The sequence below is a fragment of the Nonomuraea sp. NPDC047897 genome, assembly GCF_043204415.1.
Classification (GTDB): domain Bacteria; phylum Actinomycetota; class Actinomycetes; order Streptosporangiales; family Streptosporangiaceae; genus Nonomuraea.
The window spans coordinates 274,456-290,031 of sequence record NZ_JBIDCC010000005.1 but is presented as its reverse complement, the minus strand read 5'-3'; the positions used below and the strand labels follow the sequence as shown (position 1 = coordinate 290,031).

Genomic DNA, 15,576 nt, shown 5'->3' with positions numbered 1-15,576 from the left:
ATGAAGACGATCACCGTGGATTACGACGACGTGCTGCCATCCACGATCGAACACCGGCTGACCAGCGGCGAGGCGACGCTGGCGATCGGCAACCGCCGATACCCCGTCACGCTGACCGACCGGGCCGCCCTCCTGGAGGCCCTGCACATCGCCGACAGGCTGTCCGCCTCCGTCGTCGCCTGGCGCGGCGACATCGTCGGCGCGCTGCAGAAGCTCGACGCCGACGAGCGCGCCCGCGAGAACGCCACCGCTTAACCCCAGCAGCACGGCGCGGGCCCGGCCGGGCCCGCGCCAGCTCCACCGCCACACCACGGGAGCCCAGATGAGCACCAACCCGCACATCACCCCCGACATCGCCGCCCACGTCCTGTTCCACCTCGGCCACGGCGGCCGGCCCGGCAACCGCTTCATTCAGGAACTGCTGGCCACGTTCGACGACGCCGACGCGCACGACCTTCTCCAGCTCGCCGCTGGCTTCCCCGGCTACGCGGCCGCGTTCGAGCTGGCCAAGAACCACCGCGACGGCGTGGACATCCTCGCCGCCCGCGCCGCAGACGACCACTGACCACCCTGAACAACGGAAGGTAGACATGAGTCGCCACATCATCCCCAACGCCGCCGGATTGCCGGAAGGTCGTGGCGCATCCACATTCGACCAGCTCGCCGCCAAGGTGGAGCCGTACCAGAAAGGCCTCGCGGTCGGCGCCGGCGTCGCGTTCTTCGGCGGCCTGGTCATCGTCGGCGGTGTCTGGGCGCTCGTCATCGCCGCCGTGTGCATCGCCATCGGCATCATGCTCGGCCTCGTCGTCGGCATCGAGGTGATGCGCCGCGACACCGCCGACGAGATGGCCGCGCTGCGCGCCCGATACGAGGCCGCGTCCGAGCTGGCGTACAAGCTGAACGAGGAGCGCGCAATCGAGGCGGAGCGCGCCGAGTCGGCCGAGCGTGACCTGATGACGACCGTCACCGAGAAGACGTCGCTGCGGGCCCAGCTCGACGCCATCCACGCGGACGGCACGGCGTGATCAAGAACATCCTGGCGGTGATCGGCGCGCTCTACATGCTGGTCACCGCCGCGGTGATCCTCCTAGCAATCCTCAGCCGGCTCGCCGGACGGCGACGCCTACGCAGAACGCGCGACCAGCGGGCGATCCGCCCGGCCGAGCAGGTCGCCAAAAGCCCGGCCATGTGGTCGGACTTCTTCCTCGACCACGGCCTGCACAAGGTCATCAGAACCCCGAAGGAGTGGAAAGCATGACGCGCCCCCACATCGTTGGCATCGACTTCTCCCTCACCAGCACGGGCATGGCCACCGGACTCGGCTGGTGCGAGAAGATCGGACGCAGCGGCGTCACCACCCTGCCTCTGCGCGAGCGGCACCGCGCTCTCAACGAGCTGGCCAGCAGCATCATCGCTCTCACGAATGCCGAGAAGGCCGATCTGGTCCTGGTCGAAAAGCTCGTGTTCAACCGGCAGGACGGCGGCCGCGGCGGCGCCGGTGAGCGGTCCTACCTGTACTACCGGACGACCGGCATCATCGTCGAAGCCGGCGTGCCCCTTGTCGAGGTGCCGCAGGCCACGCTGAAGACGTACGCGCTCGGCAAGGGCAGCGGCAGCAAGGGCGAGATCGTCGATTCCATCGCCCGCCGCCTGCCGATGTTCGTCACGCGTGGCAACGACGACATGGCCGACGCCGCAACGCTGGCCGCGATGGGCACCGACTACCTCGGTCACCCGCTGGCCGACATGCCGAAGGCGCACCGCGCCGCGCTCGACAAGCTGACGTGGCCGGTGGTGGCCCGATGAACCGCAACGCGATCGCCGAAGCCCAGCGTCGCTACCGGGTCAACCGGCAACGCCAGATCCGCGCGGGTACATGGCGCGGGCTGGTGGACGCCGAACCGGCCCGGAACCACGTGCGGAACATGAACCGGATCTGGCTGATCAGCTACGAGGCCATCGCCGTGGCAACGAGCATCAGGAAGTCCACCATCTTCCACCTCATGGAGGGGGCGCCCCGTCGTGGTCTCAAGCCGCCTGCGAAGATCAGCGCCCGCGTGTCCGACGCGGTCCTCTCATTCACCGTGGACGGCCTGCCCGACCATGTGCGGATCAGCTCGGTCGGCTCCGCCCGCCGTCTGCAGGCTCTCGCCGTGGCGGGCTGGCCTGTGAAAAAGGTCGCTGCCCGCGCCAACGCCGACGCGACGCGCCTGAGCATCATCCGCAGCGGTGAGCCGCCCACCGTCCACGTCAGCGTCGCGCGACGCATCCGGGCCGCGTTCGACGAGCTGATCACCGTAGACCCGCTGGCGTTCCTCCCGTCGCGCTCGGTCGGCTACACCCGCTCGCACGCTGCAACCCAGGGGTGGCTCCCGGCAGCGGCGTGGGCCGACGCGATCGACGAGCCCGACGTCAAGCCGTGGACGATGGTCCGCTGCTCACACCCGACCTGCGTCCACGGGTCGAGCGACGAGCGGCTGCTGTGCGAGAACCATCTGGACAAGCTGGCCAAGCGGGGCACCCTGGAGGGGCTGCGGGTCATGCGCAACAGCCAGGCCCTCATCGAGGACGCCCAGTTCATCCTCGCCACGGACCCGCCCATCAACCCGGAGACCGACGAGATCGACCGAGACCTCCTCGCCGAACGGCTCGGCGTGACACGGGAAGCGCTGGACCGGGCCCTACTCCGAGCCAACACCAACCTCGGCAAGCTGCGGGAGTCCGCATGACGATCAGTGCCGAAAGCGGAACCGCTATCAGAAGCGACACGGCGACCGACGTCATCGCCGAAGCGCTCGCAGCTGCCGCACCCACCGCCGACGACATCCTCGACGCGCTCGGCAACGCCGGATACCGCATCATCCGGCCCGAGGCCGGGTCGGCGTGGATGCCGGTCACAGACCGGAGCCTCGCCAAGGTCCAGCGGTGCGCGGATCTGCTCAACGACGGCAAGACGCTGCAGCAGGTCGCCGACGCCATGCGGGTTTCGCGCCGCCAGGCCGAACGGTACAGCGCCGCCGCCCGCGAGCTGGGCCTGACCGGGCGGAGGCGCTGATGTCCCGCTGGCAAGACCACGCCGCCTGCAAAGGCAGCGACCTCGTCCTGTTCTACGGCCCCGGAGAGGGCGAACCCCGCGAGACGCAAATGGCGAAAGACCGCCGCGTCCAGCACGCCAAGTTGATCTGCCGCAGTTGCCCAGTCCAGCCGGAATGCCTGGAGTTCCACCTGCAGATGGGCCCAGCCCAGTACGGCGTCGCCGGCGGCCTCGACGAAGACGAACGCGCCGCCTACCGGCGCCGCCTGCAACGCAAAGCATCACGAGAAAGGAGAGCATCGTGACCCGCGACGCTACCGAGGCCGCGATGCGGGAGCTCGCCACCCGCGTCTACGAGCGCGACCACTCCGACCCAGAGGACCGGGCCAGCACGACCGACTTCGCGTTCGCGTTTGTCGCCTGGCTCCGCGCCCACGGGTGGAAGCACACCCCGCCGCCCAGCCCCGCCCGACGCCCCTCGCCCGCGCCGCGCCCCGCGGCGCCGGCAGGCCTGCGCGGAGCGGATCTCGCCCGCCACGCCCTCGCCCAGCTCGGCAAGGGAGAGTGCGATGGCCGATGACCTGGACGAGAGCGGCCTGGTGCCGTTCGACGAGTTCGGCAACCTCCTACGCAAGCCGTGGGTCCCGGAAGGGGAGGTGGTGTGGCGCGCTCCCGAGCCGTTCACTGCGCGGCTGCAGCTGTCGCAGTTCGCCCGCGGCCGCGCCGCCGGGTACGTGATGTGGCTCGACGACGAGGCACGCATGTTCCCCATGTCGATGACGGAACTGGTGGACACGGTCCGCACGGTGGGCGTCGAGCCGGGCGGCTACGCCGAAGCGGAGTGGATCGCGCACCGCCGCGCCGGCTCGTACGGCATCCAGTTGTACATGTCGCGACGGGAACGGCGCAGGGTGCGCCGCGACCATGACTGAACGTGTGGCCGCCCAGCCGAACGGGTGCCGCTGGTGCGGCCTCGCGCAGCGCGACCACTTCCAGCGATGGGCCCGCTCGGCCGGCTGGCACAGCTGGACCCAGCCGACGCAGCAGCAGATCAAGCAGCGCATGAAAGCCCGCCGCACCCTGCGGGGCCAGAGCGCACCCCTAGTGATCACCGACGAGGCCACGAACTGGCCCCCCACCGAAAGGACCGACATGGCCGTCCCAGAAGCCCCGTACGACGAGCAGGGCAACCTCGGCCCCTCCGACGACGCCAGCCAGGCGGTGCAGGGCTGATGCCGATCCGTCCAGAGAACCGCGACCGCTACCCAGCCGACTGGCCGCAGATCAGCCACCGCATCCGCTTCGACCGCGCAGCCGGCCGGTGCGAGTGCGCCGGGGAGTGCGGCCATGACCACGACGGCCGGTGCACCGCGCTGCACGGCGAAGCCCACCCGGTGACCGACTCCCGCGTGGTGCTCACCACGGCGCACCGCGACCACGTCCCGGAGAACTGCGCCGACGAGAACCTGTTCGCCGCGTTCCAGCGCTGCCACCTTGCCTATGACCGCGAACACCACGCGCAGACCAGGAGAGCGGCGAAGCGTAAGCGTTCCGGGTCGGTCGCCATCGGTGCCCTGGCCGCCCTGTCCGCCCTCGTTATGGCTGGCTGCGCCTCCACGGAGGAGACGGTCACCGCCGACTGCGTGGACACCACGACGATCGCCGCTGACGGCTCCTACCAGACGGTGGACGACCGGTTCTGCGACGGCGGCTCCCACGCCAGCTACGTCTACGTGTACGGCGGCTCCTACTCGGGCGGCCGCGTCCACGGAGCGACCACCATCCGGCCCAAAGACGTCGGGATCAACACCCGGTCCGGCAAAACCATCGTGCGCAGCGGCTTCGGCTCCAGCGGCAAGGGCGGGGGCGGTGGCTGATGCTCGACCCGCTGACCCCACGCCAAAGCGTGTACCTGCGCCAGCAGCTCGCCCGCATCCTCAACGACCCGCAGGTCCCCCCGGAAGCCGCCGACCACATCTACCAAGCCTTCCGGACGGAACTCGAAGCCCTCACCCGGACGCGCCCCGCCACCCTGGTATACACCGGGTGGCGGGGCGCCGCCCGTCACCGCGTCCGCGACGACCTCGAGGCCGCGCTGGCCCGCGCTGGCGGCCGCCTCCACGTGATCGTCGGCTACAACCCCGACACCGGCGACCCGCCCGGCGGCGACCTGTGGACGTACGAATGGGCCACCAACACGCCGGGCGTGACCGTCGAGACGCACCCCGCGCCATGGCACATCCGCGAGCTGAGCAAGGCGGCCGGGCCGTACCGCAACGGCTACATGCTCGGCCTCGCCTCAGGCCGGACAACCGGCGACTTCGAGGTCCTGGCGCACCTGCACCCCCGCAGCAGAGGCGCGGCCGGGACCGCTGCGTACGCCGACTACATGGGCCTGCGCATCCGGAAGGAACCCGCCACATGACCAGCAAGTCCGACGTGAAGAAGCTCGTCAAAGCCGAGTCGGAACGCCTCGGCTTCACGATGAGGCAGGCCAATGGCCGCTGGGAGATCACCAACCCGAAGAACGGCCGCACCAGCTACATCCCGCTGCAAGCGATGGGCCGCGGCCTCGACAACTACCGGACCGAGATCCGCTCGCTGCTGCACGACCACCCCACCAAGCCCTCACCCATGGTCGCCGCCACCGACCCCGCCACCGAGAAAGCCGACACCGTGCCCCGAGACACCTGGTGGAGCGTCGAAGCGCTCCTCGCCGCCGCCTACGCCAACGGCCTCAAGCCGTACGTGTCGGGCGGCATCCTCCACACCCCCGGCCCGGTCGAGGCCAAACCGTACGCGGACATGCTGCACGCCCGCGAAGCCGAAGTGATCGCCCAGCTCACCAACACCAACACCGCCACCGCCACCGCCACCACCGAAGGAGACACCGACGTGCCCAGCATCGGCGAGTCCGCCCACGTCACCAGGACCAAGCCCCGCGACATCGCGGCCGACGCCGAAGCCTTGTGGGGGCTGCTGCGCGAAGCGGCCCGCGAACAGGGCGACGTGCCGTTGACGAACGGCAACGTCCCCGGCGTGCAGTGGAAGGGCGCCCTCGCCGACATCATCAAGGCCGTAGGCCAAGGCTGGGACAGCCTGCACGAGAAGGAAGTCCGGCAGTACCTCAACCGGACCGAGCACACCCGCTGCCACCGGCCACGCGCCACCCCGCCCGTGTGGTGGGTGGCGCTGGAGTGGAACAACGGCGGCCTCACCATCACGAAGACCACGCCCAAGCCCGATCCCCGGACCGTCGCCCCCGCGGCCACGAAGCCGAAGACCCCCGCCCCGGCAGTCGCGACCGCCTCGCCGGCCACCGCGGGCCCCGCGCTGCGAGCCCTCATCGGGTTCGAGCAGGCCATCCAGCGGACAGAGGCCGAGCGGGACCAGGCGATCCGCGAGCGGGACGACGCCCGCGCCGAGCTGGAGACGGTTCGGGCCGAACGTGACGACCTGCACGTCAAACTCGGCGTGGCCGAGACGGAGCGGGACCAGGCCCGCGCCGAGCTCGCCGCCATCAACGCCGTGTTCGCGCGGTACAGCGGAGGCGCCGCATGATCATTCTGTCCAGATCAGACACTGGGGAGCGGCGTGCTTTCTCGCGCTGATGTGAAGCCGTGCCAGGGCGGCAAGGACAAGCTCCCCTGTGGGCGGTTTGTCCGCTGGACCCGCACTGTGGCTGGCGTCCCGTTCGCGGTGGATCTCGCCCCGCATGAGGACGGCAACACCGCGGTGTGGCGCGACGTCCATGGGGTGCTGCGGTCCCGGCGCATCACAGCGGACCGGCCGCTCGTCCCCCCAGAGAAGCGGATGATGCCGCACGCCGCCACCTGCCCCGGCCGTCCGCGCGTCCAGGCCCCGCCCCCTCCACCGCCCTTGAGAGAGCGGCCGCTGTACGACCTGCTCGGCGTCACCCGCACCGCCACCCAGGACGACATCAGGAGGGCGTACCGGCGGCTGGCCCGCCAGATGCACCCCGACGTCAACCCCGACCCGAAGGTAGCGGCCCGGTTCCAGGAGATCGGGGAGGCGTACCACGTCCTGTCCGACCCGGGCCGGCGCGCCTCCTACGACGCGACGGGGCGGACGCCGAGAGCAAGATGACGGCCGATAGCGGTACCGCTTACGGTGGCACAACGCCTCTTCCCTCGGTGGCTCCAACTGAAGAAACCAGCACGTGAAGGGGCCTGATGGGTTACAAGTTGGCCGACGAGGTGGCGATCAACGCGCCGAAGAAGACGCCGCCGCGCGACCTTCTCGCGTTGATCGCCATCGCGCGCAGGATCAACGACCACACCCGCACCGGCTGGCTGACCCGCGAGGAGATCGCCCACTGGGCGCGGATCGACGTCCGGTCGGTGAAGGCGCTGCGGGAACGCCTGGTCGAGGCGGGGCTGCTGGTCGTGCTTGAGACCGGGGGCGGCCGCCGGAAGGCGACCGTGTTCTACATCCCTCCGATGCCCGGCTACCTGCCGGGGGAGACACCGCGGCCGATCGACCTGGAGCTCGAAGCGGGACCGTCCGACTTCCCCGTTTCAGGGGTGGAGGGGCCTGCGCACCCCGCGAAAGGGGGAAGTCCAGACTTCCCCGTTTCGCCTGTGGATAACTCCGAAGATCACCAGAAAGGGGGAAGTCCAGACTTCCCCGTTTCTGAGACGGAAAGGGGGAAGTCTGGACCGGAAAGGGGGAAGTTTGGAGGCAAAAGGGGGAAGTCTGGACTTCCCCCCAATCCTCTCTCCACTCCTCAACTTCAATCCTCTTCATCTCCGTACGGGGTTGAGGAGGAAGCGCACCGCGCGACCGCCGACCACCACCCGGAAGAAGAAGACAAGATCAACAAGGAGGAGGAGAACCCAGCAGCCACCCGCGCCGCCCGAGTCATCACCAAGCGGATCGGATGCCCCCTCGACGAGGCCGAGCGGATCGCCCAGGTGATCGCCCGCGAGAACCGCGTCCGCAAGCCACTGCACCTGTACGTCGCAGCGATCAGCGCCAGCGACCTGCACGCCTGGCAGCAGACCACACGCGAGCAGCAGACCCGACCCGCCCACAGCGCACACGCTGCCGGCCGGTGCCCCATCCACTGGCACCCCCTGCCGTGCATCGGATGCGCCGCCGACGCCAAGGCCAGACCCGACGCGTGAAGTTGGCACACCACACAACACCACACAAGCCAGCTACCAGCGCAAACGCAGAACCCGCCCACGAGACGCAGGCCTGAAACGACGCGGGAAGCGGCTGGAGAACAGCCAAAACGAGCCGGAAACCCATCAGCACGAGCCCAGCACACCCCCTCGCCGCTGATGGGTTTCCGCATGCCCGCTGACGCATCGGAATGCGTCAGACGCATCACCGATCACACGACGCACCATCTAGCGAGCGCTGAGCTTAACGGAGACGGACAAACAGCTAAGGTTTGGTATCCGTAGTACCCCCAGACACTCCAAGCGCTCTACGTCGCTCTCAGAGCGTTCCAGCAAGAGCAGTCATGATCCAAAGCGTCCGGGGACTGGGCGGCTCGTCGCTTGGCGGCGAAATGTCCGGTTCTGCGCCAACGTAGATGATCAGCCGTCCGCGCGAATGCCCGAACGTGTGTTCGATTCACCTCCCGGCCGGCCCTTTTCGTGATCAATCTGTGATCAAGCCGCCGGGAAACCGTTACCCGAAATTGGTCCCCTGAATGTCCATATCGGTCTACGGTTTGTCATGTGCAGATCCGAACGAGCGAACGGGTCGCGTGGCTAGCAGCCACCGCCGCCCTAGTAGCACACATGATCGCGGGAGGGGCGACCCCAGGTCCCCCCGGCCCGCCCGGCCCACCAGGGCCGCCCGGCCCCTCCGGATCACCGGGACCGGTCGGCCCGATGGGGCCGAAGGGTGACCCCGGCCCACCCGGACCGGCCGTGACCGTCACCGCCACGGTGGTGCAGTCCGGGCCGTCCGGCCCGCCCGGACCGCAGGGTGACCCCGGACCTTCCGGCCCGCCAGGACCGCCCGGCGCGGACGGACCGCCCGGCCCGCCCGGACCGGCAGTCACCGGGCCGCCCGGCCCGCCCGGACCCACCGGCCCGCCCGGTCCGAAGGGTGAGCCCGGCCCGACCGTGACGGCTACCGGCATCCCGGTACCCGGCCCGAAGGGCGACAAGGGCGACCCCGGACCCGCCGGACCGCATGGCGAACCCGGCAAGGACGGGGCGACTGGACCGAAGGGCGACACCGGACCCGCCGGACCGCAGGGCGAACCCGGCAAGGACGGCGCGCCCGGCCCGTCCGGCAAGCCCGGCACGGACGGGACCACCGGCCCGAGCGGACCACCCGGCGACCCCGGACACACCGGACCGGCCGGACCTCCCGGCGGCCCCGGCCCGAAGGGTGACCCCGGAGCGTCCGGCAAGCCCGGCCCGACCGGTTCCCCCGGCGCGAAGGGTGAGCCCGGCGAGTCTGGCGAACCCGGAGCGACCGACACCCCGGAACGCGGCGGGATCGACGCGGCCAACGCCGCCAGCGACACCCCCGGCGTGGTCTGGTGGTTCGTCTGGACAGCGGCGGCCGTAGCGGCGGCCGTAGCGGTCGCGGTGTGGATCCGGCGACGTCGCCGGACCGGGCAAGCTGATAGCGGAACCGCTGTCAGCGAAGCCGGTAGCGCCCCCGCTACCGACGACACGCATCAGCTCTAACCCAACCGCCCGCCCGGACCGTCCGGGCGGGCACCCCACCCCACGAAAGGCAAGCTCATGAAGCTCAGCACTGACCCGGCCGCCCTGTTCATCTCCATTGAGGCCGTCACCGCCGCCCACTCCAAGACCTTCGTCCGGATGGGCGTCTCCCGCCCGGTCGGCTTCGTTGTCCTCGGGCTGGCCGCTACCGGACGCCTTGACGAGCTGGCCGCCGCCGAGAACGAGGGCAGCGTCGCTGACCGCATCCTGACCGGTGACGACCTGACGGACCTGCCCGCCGAGTGCATCGCCACACGCGGCACCGGCAAGAGCGCGGCCAAGTTCAGCACGTACGCCCTGATCGGTATGCACGTAGCCGCGCAAGTCGGCTTCGGTCAGGCGACCCTGACCGAGCTTGGCAAGGTGCCCGGCACGTCGGCATCCCAGGTTCAGAAGCTGCTGGCCGAGCTTCCGACCATGGGCGGCTTCAAGGAAGAGATCGAGCGCCGCCGCAAGGCCGCCGCCAAGCGCGCCGCCGACGTGACCGCCGTCCGCCTGGTCTTCAAGTTCGCCGAGAAGTTCAAGGCCGACCACACGCCGGACACCTACGACGAGGTCATGGCGGACCGCGACCTGACGTGGGAGCAGGTCTCCGAGATCATCGCGGCTCTCACCAAGGAGTCCGACGCCAAGACGGACGCCGAGGCGGCCGAAGCGGTCAAGGCCGACGCCTAGCAGCAACGGGCGCGCCCGTGTCGCCACCACGGGCGCGCCCGCCCGCCCTCACTCCCAACCGACACCACAAACGCCACGGAGGAACCCTCATGCTCGTCACCCGCGAACAAGCCGAACTCGCCCGCGACTTCGCCGCCAACGCCACCCGCAGCGCACGCAACCACATGGAGCAGTGCCGCCGATGCACACAGGAAGTCCCGTGCGAGCTGGGCGGCATGCTCCGGCGCGGAGCGCTCAAGATCCAGCGGGAGGCGCGCGACGCGTTGACCGCGTACCTGCCCGCCGGTAGCCAGGTCACCTATCACGGCAACCGCGAGCAGTACCAGGGGCGCGTGTGGACCGTCGTCGGCCCGTCCCGCAAGGAACCGTGGAGCGGCTACACGCTCACCGCGCGCGGTGTCCCCCCGATCGCTGCGTCTCTGGCGTCGCTGCGGCTGACGTCGCGCGAAGCTCAGGAACGGGATCTACTCGCGCAGGCGCGCCACGCGTGCAAAACCGTCCTAGCCGTCATGCCGCAACACGGCGTGCACGTAGATGTGACCGTGGACCGCGCCGACTCCGGGCGCGTGCTGGTTGCGTGGTCCCCCGTCGAGTACCTTGCGGCCGAACGGCGCGTGACCGGCCACGAGAACCAGGAGGTAAAGGCGTACCTGTCGGCAGCGCTCTACCTCTTGCAGGTGCTGCGCGCGACGTGCGCCGCCTCCAGATGGCACGACATCCGCACGCTTGCCGACCGCGCGCGCAAGCTCGCGGCGCACGCGGGAGTGCGCGTGTAGCGCGCGACGCGCCGACCAGCGCCGGACCGTTCGACCGGTCCGGCGCTTTCGCGTGCCCCGTGGGGGTCCCCGGTTGGGAACGGGCCGGGGCTGCTCTTGGCTGTGTACCTGGCGAAACGAGTTGATCTTGTACTGTTGTGGCGTTCGCCGGGTTGATCGGGGGTTGTGGTGTCTGGTCTTGCTTCTGGGGTGTCGGTGGTGCGGGGCGCATGCGTGGGTCCGTGTAATGCGAGGTCGCGGCGGGCGTGGGCTGCTTTTGAGCGGGCGCGGGCGGTGCATGCCGACGCGGTGGACGGGTGGGTGCGGGCCGGGGAGGTGGGGGAGCCTCCTGCGGAGCCGGAGGTGCCGGACGTGCGGTGGCGCGGGGGTGAGCCGCTGGTGTGCGGCCGCTGCCGGGCGACGGTGCGGAGTGCGCTGCTGGAGGTGGACGGGTTCGCTGCGCAGCTGGCGCGGGAGGTGGATGGGTTCCGGCCGCCGTCGAAGTGGTCGCGGGTGTCGGGGTCGCGGCCGAAGCCGGATGTGTCGCCGGTGGGGGATCTGTTGGAGAAGCTGACGGGTGGGCTGCTGGAGTTCGAGGATCGGGCGCGGGCGTGGTTGGAGGTGGCGCCGCGCATGGTGGGGTCGCGGTCGGCGGTGGCGAGGTCGCGGGCGGTGGCGTGGCTGACGGAGTCGGGTCGGCTGGAGTCGGTGTTGGTGTGCGAGGACTTGGTGGGCCTGGTGGACTTCGCGTTGTCGTGGCGGATGCTGCTGGAGCGGGTGGCGGGGGATGAGCCGCCTGTGTGGACGCCGGCGCGGTGTTCGTGTGGCGAGCGGTCGTTCCGTTGGGACGCCAGGGCGGGTTTCTACGTGTGCGCCGCGTGCGGGACGCACGTTTCGGAGCGTGAGGCGTCGGCGCGGGTGGAGTCGGAGGCGCCGCGCTGATTGCGGTTCCGCTGTCGACTTGCGCTGGGTGGTGGGGCTGTGTAACACTTCCGGGCGACGGAGAGACGTGTGCCCTCGGACCGATCATGGTTCGGGGGCTTTCCGCTGTTCGGGGGGTGTGGGTGTCCCCTGCGACGGCGAAGACTGCGGCGGCCCGCCTCGACAGGTCCGCGGTGACGGTGCGGCAGTGGGCGCGGCGCTACTCGGCGCGTGTCCTTGGCCGGGCCGGCCGGGAGGTCGTGTACGACTTCGACGACTTGGCGACGATCGAGGGCTGCATCTGGCGCGGAGATCCGGTCCCCTCAACCCCGGAAGCTCGTGATGAGCTTCGCGCCCGGCGTGCCCGGGCGGCGTGACTGAAGGAGTTCCCCTCATGAAGGTTCGGAAGTACGCCCGCATCGTCGGGTTGGAGCGCGCGCAGCTCGCCGCGGCGGTGGTCGAGCGGTACAAAGCGGGCGCGTCGGTTCGTGGCATCGCCGTGTCGATGGGCCGGTCGTACGGGTTCGTGCATCGCCTCCTGGAGGAGGAGGGTGTGGAGCTGCGGCCGCGGGGCGGCAACCAGAGGCCGGCGCGCGCGGCGGTGTGACGCTGGTCAGGGGACAAGCAGGTTGATGGCGACGCCGATCGGGATGGATATCAGGGCGCCGAGGGCGAAGAACATCCACTGCTGGCCTCGTTCGGCACGGAGGGCATCTCTGGCCGCGCGTACATAGACACGCCGGGTTCGTTCGGCATGCTCCGGTTCCACTGCAAGGGTCTCGCGGTGTTCCTCGGCCTGGGCTATGAGATCGTCGCGGATGGCCTGCTGAACCTCGATGTCGCGCTTTAGGTCTTCCATGGCGATCATGCTCTGCGCGAAGGCCGCGTTTAGGGCATCGATGTGCTTGCGTAGGCGCTCGCGAGGGTCCAGTTCTGCCTGTTGTGTGCGTTCCTCTTCTGCCTTGGCCGCCAGACGGCGTAGTCGCCTGACTACGCCGAAGAACGTGACCGCCGGTAGGAACATGATCCAGCAAATGGCGATCAGAGTGTCCTCGTTGTCCCAATCGAGTGACTTGATCAGCATGGCTGCGCCAAGAAACACGACAGTCAGTAGGACTACGCCTACGTACCTGAACAGGTCTGCAGATCGCTCGGCCTTCGAGCGCTGAGGGCGCGCTTGCCGGTTCGGAAGCATGACTTCATTGCACCTTCTGTGGCGCGTCGCTGTATGCGCATTGCCGGTTTTTGGAGTCAGCGAGCACTTTTCAAGATCACTAATAGTGGAACATAATTCAGGTTATGTTGCGCTCACCGTGTTACGCTCGCGAGTGGATCATCCCCTCTGCGAAAGAAGATCACTATGAGCGTGACCAAGTTCCCGCTGACCCTGCGCGTCACCGTGACCGGAGCGACGCCAGACGAGATCAGGGAGAAGGCCAGGGTCCAGGCCCTCACGTTCTACGGCCCCAACACCGAACTGGACGTCATCAGCGCCGAAGCCGAGGCGGAAGGGGAGCACCACAACCGCTACCGCGCGACCATCGTTTTCCGGCGAGTCGCCTGATGACCTCACCCGCGAGATCAGCAACCCCACAGGGCAACTCCTGGGGACATTCATCGGCGACGGCTCTCGATGACTGCTGAGCTGGTAGAGGCGCCGCGCGGCGACCTCGCGTTCCCGCCCGACCTGCTCGGCTACGTCCAGGACCTGACGAAGGCGTGGCTGCTGTCGTTCGACTCGCCGCACACGCGCCAGGCGTACCGGCGGAACATCAACCGGTGGTTCGCGTTCTGCGAGCAGACCGGGCTCGACCCGCTGGAGGCGCGCAAGCCGCATGGCGACGTGTTCACCAGGTGGTTCGTCGAGACGGCCCCGCGGCCACCGAAGCCGAAGACGGTCGCGCAGCTGCTCGCGTCGGTGTCGTCCTGGTACGACTACCTGCACGAGGCCGAGGCGATCGAGGCGAACCGCTTCAAGAAGACGAAGCGGCCGAAGATCCCTCGCAAGCACTCCGAGACGATCGCCTTAACCAAGGCGGAAGCTCGGGACCTGCTGCGGGCGGCCGACGCTGACCATGGCCGGGAGCGGCTGCGCACCGCGGCGTTGATCCGGCTGCTGTTGCAGGTCGGCGTGCGGGTCTCCGAGGTGGTGAACGCGCAGATCGACGACCTGGGGTTCGCCCGGGGGTATCGGACGCTGCGCGTCACCGCGAAGGGCAAGAAGCCGCTGATCCGGCGGTTGCCGGGGGAGACGACGCACGCGCTGGACGCCTACCTCGCGGAGCGGGCGCGCCTGGCGGGCGTGGAGCTGCGGGACCTGCGGGGCCCGCTGTTCGCCACCTCCTCGGGCCGGCTGTGGGACCGGTCGAAGGCGTTCGAGCTGGTGCAGCGCATCGCCCGGCAAGCCGGGATCGCCTCGAAAGTGTCGCCGCACACGCTGCGGCACACCTACGCGTCGCTGGCCGAGGAGGCTGGTGCGACGATGCGGGAGATCCAACTGGACCTGGGCCATGCGGATGTGTCCACGACCGAGATCTACGTCGCCAGCCGGGACCGGCTGGAGAAGGACACTTCGCAGCTGGTGGCGTCGGTGCTGGAGTAGGAGGTTGGCGTGCTCAGGTCGAGGTCGAGTGCGCTGGACAGGTGCACATGATGTCAGGCGTTGTGCCCAGCTCAGGGTCCATAAAAGGTGACATCGGCAATGGCCACGGTCTTCTTGGCATCCACGGCCGGATAGATCTTATTTATCCACAATCTCATATAGCCTGGGGTGCAATCCACTGCCTTTTCTACGTACTCGCGGTAGTCTCCCGGATCCTTCTTCTCTGGATCCCAGTGGTCCGGCATTGTAAAGTGTATGTCTTCGTTGCCGCATCCGGTCAATGTTGCTAGCTGCACTCGCCCGTTCATTGAATAATTTGCGCCGGTCCTAGTGTACCCGTTTGTGATGCATATCAGGCGAATGTTAGTTTCCCTGTCGAAGATCCAAGACATGTACTTGGCGTTGGGAGCATCATAATTCCCGATCCATGCAGTGTCAGCGTTGCCGTCCGCCGCGTTGGCAGCGACGTAGCTGGTGTCGTTGTTGTCTTGGTATACCGTATTCGCCGCTATGCTCTTGGGGGCTATCTTTCGATACCACTTCGGAATGCTGTTGCAAGTAATGGCAGGGGTTCCGTCCATTACCCAAGCAATCCGGTCGACGATATTGCGCGCCTTATCTTCGTACAAGGCGGTACCGAAAATGCCTATTGCGGTCGTAAATAGTGCGCCCAGCATGAACCAAGCCGTGTTTCGGAGTCTTCGTCCAGCGGTCGTCGGCGTCCCCATTTCTTAAGCGTATATACGCATACTGCCACTTTGGATCGGTGAGAGGTATAAATCTGCTCATAAAGCAGAAAACTGAGTGACCGAGCGGCGCTTCCGTCGTAGCCCGGCGCGCACCAGGGATGATCATTTATGCCCGTACCGT

General features: G+C 68.7%; 24 protein-coding genes. 22 read left to right on the top strand and 2 right to left on the bottom strand.

Going from position 1 to position 15,576, the window contains the following annotated elements; translation table 11 throughout:
• The 20 genes from ACGF0J_RS14120 (at position 1) to ACGF0J_RS14025 (ending at position 12,711) form a co-directional block, all read left to right on the top strand.
• On the top strand, positions 1-255 hold the full coding sequence (locus ACGF0J_RS14120; protein WP_393145546.1) for a hypothetical protein: 255 nt from the start codon (positions 1-3) through the stop codon (positions 253-255).
• A gap of 67 nt (positions 256-322) precedes the next feature.
• Entirely contained in the window at positions 323-565 is a 243-nt protein-coding gene (locus ACGF0J_RS14115; protein ID WP_393145544.1) for a hypothetical protein, read from the top strand.
• Between the two features lie 25 nt (positions 566-590).
• Positions 591-1,025 (top strand): hypothetical protein, encoded by a 435-nt coding sequence (locus tag ACGF0J_RS14110; protein WP_393145542.1) that lies wholly within the window; start codon positions 591-593, stop codon positions 1,023-1,025.
• A complete protein-coding gene (locus tag ACGF0J_RS14105) occupies positions 1,022-1,258 on the top strand; it encodes a hypothetical protein (protein WP_393145540.1) in 237 nt (78 codons plus the stop codon). Before ACGF0J_RS14110 ends, ACGF0J_RS14105 begins: the two co-directional genes overlap by 4 nt.
• Complete coding sequence (locus ACGF0J_RS14100; RefSeq protein WP_393145538.1) at positions 1,255-1,806, top strand: hypothetical protein; 552 nt, start codon at positions 1,255-1,257, stop codon at positions 1,804-1,806. The genes ACGF0J_RS14105 and ACGF0J_RS14100 overlap by 4 nt, the downstream gene beginning before the upstream one ends.
• Complete coding sequence (locus ACGF0J_RS14095) at positions 1,803-2,729, top strand: hypothetical protein (RefSeq protein ID WP_393145536.1); 927 nt, start codon at positions 1,803-1,805, stop codon at positions 2,727-2,729. The genes ACGF0J_RS14100 and ACGF0J_RS14095 overlap by 4 nt, the downstream gene beginning before the upstream one ends.
• On the top strand, positions 2,726-3,055 hold the full coding sequence (locus tag ACGF0J_RS14090; RefSeq protein WP_393145534.1) for a hypothetical protein: 330 nt from the start codon (positions 2,726-2,728) through the stop codon (positions 3,053-3,055). Before ACGF0J_RS14095 ends, ACGF0J_RS14090 begins: the two co-directional genes overlap by 4 nt.
• A complete protein-coding gene (locus ACGF0J_RS14085; protein WP_393145532.1) occupies positions 3,055-3,339 on the top strand; it encodes a WhiB family transcriptional regulator in 285 nt (94 codons plus the stop codon). Before ACGF0J_RS14090 ends, ACGF0J_RS14085 begins: the two co-directional genes overlap by 1 nt.
• Positions 3,336-3,614 carry a hypothetical protein gene (locus ACGF0J_RS14080; RefSeq protein WP_393145529.1) on the top strand — a complete coding sequence of 93 codons (279 nt, stop codon included), beginning with the start codon at positions 3,336-3,338 and terminating at the stop codon, positions 3,612-3,614. Before ACGF0J_RS14085 ends, ACGF0J_RS14080 begins: the two co-directional genes overlap by 4 nt.
• A complete protein-coding gene (locus ACGF0J_RS14075) occupies positions 3,604-3,966 on the top strand; it encodes a hypothetical protein (RefSeq protein ID WP_393145527.1) in 363 nt (120 codons plus the stop codon). The genes ACGF0J_RS14080 and ACGF0J_RS14075 overlap by 11 nt, the downstream gene beginning before the upstream one ends.
• Positions 3,959-4,267, top strand: a complete 309-nt coding sequence (locus ACGF0J_RS14070) for a hypothetical protein (protein ID WP_393145525.1) — start codon at positions 3,959-3,961, stop codon at positions 4,265-4,267. Before ACGF0J_RS14075 ends, ACGF0J_RS14070 begins: the two co-directional genes overlap by 8 nt.
• The gene (locus tag ACGF0J_RS14065; protein ID WP_393145523.1) at positions 4,267-4,911 is read left to right on the top strand and encodes a hypothetical protein; all 645 of its coding nucleotides are present in this window, start codon (positions 4,267-4,269) and stop codon (positions 4,909-4,911) included. Before ACGF0J_RS14070 ends, ACGF0J_RS14065 begins: the two co-directional genes overlap by 1 nt.
• Positions 4,911-5,459: a hypothetical protein gene (locus ACGF0J_RS14060; RefSeq protein WP_393145521.1), complete on the top strand. Its 549-nt coding sequence runs from the start codon at positions 4,911-4,913 to the stop codon at positions 5,457-5,459. The genes ACGF0J_RS14065 and ACGF0J_RS14060 overlap by 1 nt, the downstream gene beginning before the upstream one ends.
• A complete protein-coding gene (locus ACGF0J_RS14055) occupies positions 5,456-6,595 on the top strand; it encodes a hypothetical protein (protein WP_393145519.1) in 1,140 nt (379 codons plus the stop codon). Before ACGF0J_RS14060 ends, ACGF0J_RS14055 begins: the two co-directional genes overlap by 4 nt.
• Positions 6,596-6,712: 117 nt before the next feature.
• Positions 6,713-7,141: a DnaJ domain-containing protein gene (locus tag ACGF0J_RS14050; RefSeq protein ID WP_393145517.1), complete on the top strand. Its 429-nt coding sequence runs from the start codon at positions 6,713-6,715 to the stop codon at positions 7,139-7,141.
• Between the two features lie 86 nt (positions 7,142-7,227).
• Complete coding sequence (locus ACGF0J_RS14045; protein WP_393145515.1) at positions 7,228-8,181, top strand: hypothetical protein; 954 nt, start codon at positions 7,228-7,230, stop codon at positions 8,179-8,181.
• 1,590 nt (positions 8,182-9,771) lie between these two features.
• Positions 9,772-10,428, top strand: coding sequence for a hypothetical protein (locus tag ACGF0J_RS14040; RefSeq protein WP_393145513.1), 657 nt, complete (start codon positions 9,772-9,774; stop codon positions 10,426-10,428).
• Positions 10,429-10,517: 89 nt separating this feature from the next.
• Positions 10,518-11,204, top strand: a complete 687-nt coding sequence (locus ACGF0J_RS14035) for a hypothetical protein (protein ID WP_393145512.1) — start codon at positions 10,518-10,520, stop codon at positions 11,202-11,204.
• A 273-nt stretch (positions 11,205-11,477) separates the two neighbouring features.
• Positions 11,478-12,125 (top strand): hypothetical protein, encoded by a 648-nt coding sequence (locus tag ACGF0J_RS14030; protein ID WP_393145510.1) that lies wholly within the window; start codon positions 11,478-11,480, stop codon positions 12,123-12,125.
• 373 nt (positions 12,126-12,498) lie between these two features.
• Positions 12,499-12,711: a helix-turn-helix domain-containing protein gene (locus tag ACGF0J_RS14025; RefSeq protein WP_393145508.1), complete on the top strand. Its 213-nt coding sequence runs from the start codon at positions 12,499-12,501 to the stop codon at positions 12,709-12,711.
• A gap of 6 nt (positions 12,712-12,717) precedes the next feature.
• Here the strand turns inward: ACGF0J_RS14025 and ACGF0J_RS14020 are convergent, their stop codons facing one another.
• Positions 12,718-13,188, bottom strand: coding sequence for a hypothetical protein (locus ACGF0J_RS14020; protein ID WP_393145506.1), 471 nt, complete (start codon positions 13,186-13,188; stop codon positions 12,718-12,720).
• A 276-nt stretch (positions 13,189-13,464) separates the two neighbouring features.
• On the opposite strand from ACGF0J_RS14020, the gene ACGF0J_RS14015 reads away from it, so the two are divergent.
• Together ACGF0J_RS14015 and ACGF0J_RS14010 are read left to right on the top strand one after the other, a co-directional pair.
• Positions 13,465-13,668 (top strand): hypothetical protein, encoded by a 204-nt coding sequence (locus ACGF0J_RS14015; RefSeq protein WP_393145504.1) that lies wholly within the window; start codon positions 13,465-13,467, stop codon positions 13,666-13,668.
• 69 nt (positions 13,669-13,737) lie between these two features.
• The gene (locus tag ACGF0J_RS14010) at positions 13,738-14,706 is read left to right on the top strand and encodes a tyrosine-type recombinase/integrase (protein WP_393145502.1); all 969 of its coding nucleotides are present in this window, start codon (positions 13,738-13,740) and stop codon (positions 14,704-14,706) included.
• A 71-nt stretch (positions 14,707-14,777) separates the two neighbouring features.
• On the opposite strand, the gene ACGF0J_RS14005 is transcribed toward ACGF0J_RS14010, so the two are convergent.
• A complete protein-coding gene (locus tag ACGF0J_RS14005) occupies positions 14,778-15,434 on the bottom strand; it encodes an NADase-type glycan-binding domain-containing protein (RefSeq protein ID WP_393145500.1) in 657 nt (218 codons plus the stop codon).
• Between the last annotated feature and the right edge of the window lie 142 nt (positions 15,435-15,576).

Coding starts and splice junctions, on each gene's coding strand:
- ACGF0J_RS14075 (WP_393145527.1), top strand. CDS start 3,604: ATGGCCGATGACCTGGACGAGAGCGGCCTGGTGCCGTTCGACGAGTTC.
- ACGF0J_RS14020 (WP_393145506.1), bottom strand. CDS start 13,188: ATGCTGATCAAGTCACTCGATTGGGACAACGAGGACACTCTGATCGCC.
- ACGF0J_RS14060 (WP_393145521.1), top strand. CDS start 4,911: ATGCTCGACCCGCTGACCCCACGCCAAAGCGTGTACCTGCGCCAGCAG.
- ACGF0J_RS14120 (WP_393145546.1), top strand. CDS start 1: ATGAAGACGATCACCGTGGATTACGACGACGTGCTGCCATCCACGATC.
- ACGF0J_RS14055 (WP_393145519.1), top strand. CDS start 5,456: ATGACCAGCAAGTCCGACGTGAAGAAGCTCGTCAAAGCCGAGTCGGAA.
- ACGF0J_RS14005 (WP_393145500.1), bottom strand. CDS start 15,434: ATGGGGACGCCGACGACCGCTGGACGAAGACTCCGAAACACGGCTTGG.
- ACGF0J_RS14025 (WP_393145508.1), top strand. CDS start 12,499: ATGAAGGTTCGGAAGTACGCCCGCATCGTCGGGTTGGAGCGCGCGCAG.
- ACGF0J_RS14085 (WP_393145532.1), top strand. CDS start 3,055: ATGTCCCGCTGGCAAGACCACGCCGCCTGCAAAGGCAGCGACCTCGTC.
- ACGF0J_RS14115 (WP_393145544.1), top strand. CDS start 323: ATGAGCACCAACCCGCACATCACCCCCGACATCGCCGCCCACGTCCTG.
- ACGF0J_RS14090 (WP_393145534.1), top strand. CDS start 2,726: ATGACGATCAGTGCCGAAAGCGGAACCGCTATCAGAAGCGACACGGCG.
- ACGF0J_RS14035 (WP_393145512.1), top strand. CDS start 10,518: ATGCTCGTCACCCGCGAACAAGCCGAACTCGCCCGCGACTTCGCCGCC.
- ACGF0J_RS14015 (WP_393145504.1), top strand. CDS start 13,465: ATGAGCGTGACCAAGTTCCCGCTGACCCTGCGCGTCACCGTGACCGGA.
- ACGF0J_RS14045 (WP_393145515.1), top strand. CDS start 7,228: ATGGGTTACAAGTTGGCCGACGAGGTGGCGATCAACGCGCCGAAGAAG.
- ACGF0J_RS14040 (WP_393145513.1), top strand. CDS start 9,772: ATGAAGCTCAGCACTGACCCGGCCGCCCTGTTCATCTCCATTGAGGCC.
- ACGF0J_RS14070 (WP_393145525.1), top strand. CDS start 3,959: ATGACTGAACGTGTGGCCGCCCAGCCGAACGGGTGCCGCTGGTGCGGC.
- ACGF0J_RS14095 (WP_393145536.1), top strand. CDS start 1,803: ATGAACCGCAACGCGATCGCCGAAGCCCAGCGTCGCTACCGGGTCAAC.
- ACGF0J_RS14010 (WP_393145502.1), top strand. CDS start 13,738: ATGACTGCTGAGCTGGTAGAGGCGCCGCGCGGCGACCTCGCGTTCCCG.
- ACGF0J_RS14110 (WP_393145542.1), top strand. CDS start 591: ATGAGTCGCCACATCATCCCCAACGCCGCCGGATTGCCGGAAGGTCGT.
- ACGF0J_RS14100 (WP_393145538.1), top strand. CDS start 1,255: ATGACGCGCCCCCACATCGTTGGCATCGACTTCTCCCTCACCAGCACG.
- ACGF0J_RS14065 (WP_393145523.1), top strand. CDS start 4,267: ATGCCGATCCGTCCAGAGAACCGCGACCGCTACCCAGCCGACTGGCCG.